Source organism: Pseudomonas huaxiensis, from assembly GCF_003231275.1.
GTDB classification, from domain to species: domain Bacteria; phylum Pseudomonadota; class Gammaproteobacteria; order Pseudomonadales; family Pseudomonadaceae; genus Aquipseudomonas; species Aquipseudomonas huaxiensis.
Window position 1 is genome coordinate 1 of record NZ_QKVL01000155.1, and the last position, 674, is coordinate 674.

At 64.8% G+C, this 674-nt stretch carries 1 protein-coding gene; it reads right to left on the reverse strand.

All coding sequences use genetic code 11. The features are described 5' to 3' along the window. The coding region (locus DM374_RS32680) for a two-partner secretion domain-containing protein (protein WP_157969818.1) at nt 1-674 on the reverse strand (674 nt) is incomplete at both ends.

Below are 674 nucleotides of genomic sequence, written 5' to 3' on the forward strand. Positions count from 1 at the left end.
CCGGAGGGGGCGCTGGCGTCAAGAGTACCGGCCACCTGCACGCTGCCGCCGTCGAAGCTGCCGAGCAGGACGATCTTGCCGTTCTTCTCGCCGACGGTCTGCGCTTCGATCGCGCCGGTGTTGTTGACCACGGTGTTGATCAGCGCTTCGCCAGCGTTGGCGGTGAGCAGCACCTGCCCGCCGTCGGCCTTGATCAACTGGTGGTTTTCCACCAGTGCATCGACCACCGCCTCGTCCACCTGCACGTTGAGCAGGCCGTCACCGGCGAAGTCGAGGGTGACCTTGTTGCCCGCCGCCAAAGCCACGCTGCCCTGGTTGGCGACGATCACGCCGTTGTTGCTGACCGTGCCGCCGAGCAGGGCCACGCTGCCGCCGTCAGTCGCCGAGATCTTGCCGCTGTTGGTAACGGCGGCGTTCTTGCCGTTGCCCTTGAAGGCATAGTTGCCGGCTTCGAAATCGCTGTTGCTGATATCCAGCGTCGAGGCCACCAGACCGCCGACATTGACCTGCGCACCCTGGCCGAACAGCACGCCGTTGGGGTTGACGATAAACACCCGGCCATTGGCATCGAGCTGGCCCATGATCTTCGAGCCATCGGCGCCGAGTACGCGGTTCAGCGCAATCGAGTCACGGCCGGGCTGGTTGAAGGTCACTTTGTTGCCCGCCGCGACATC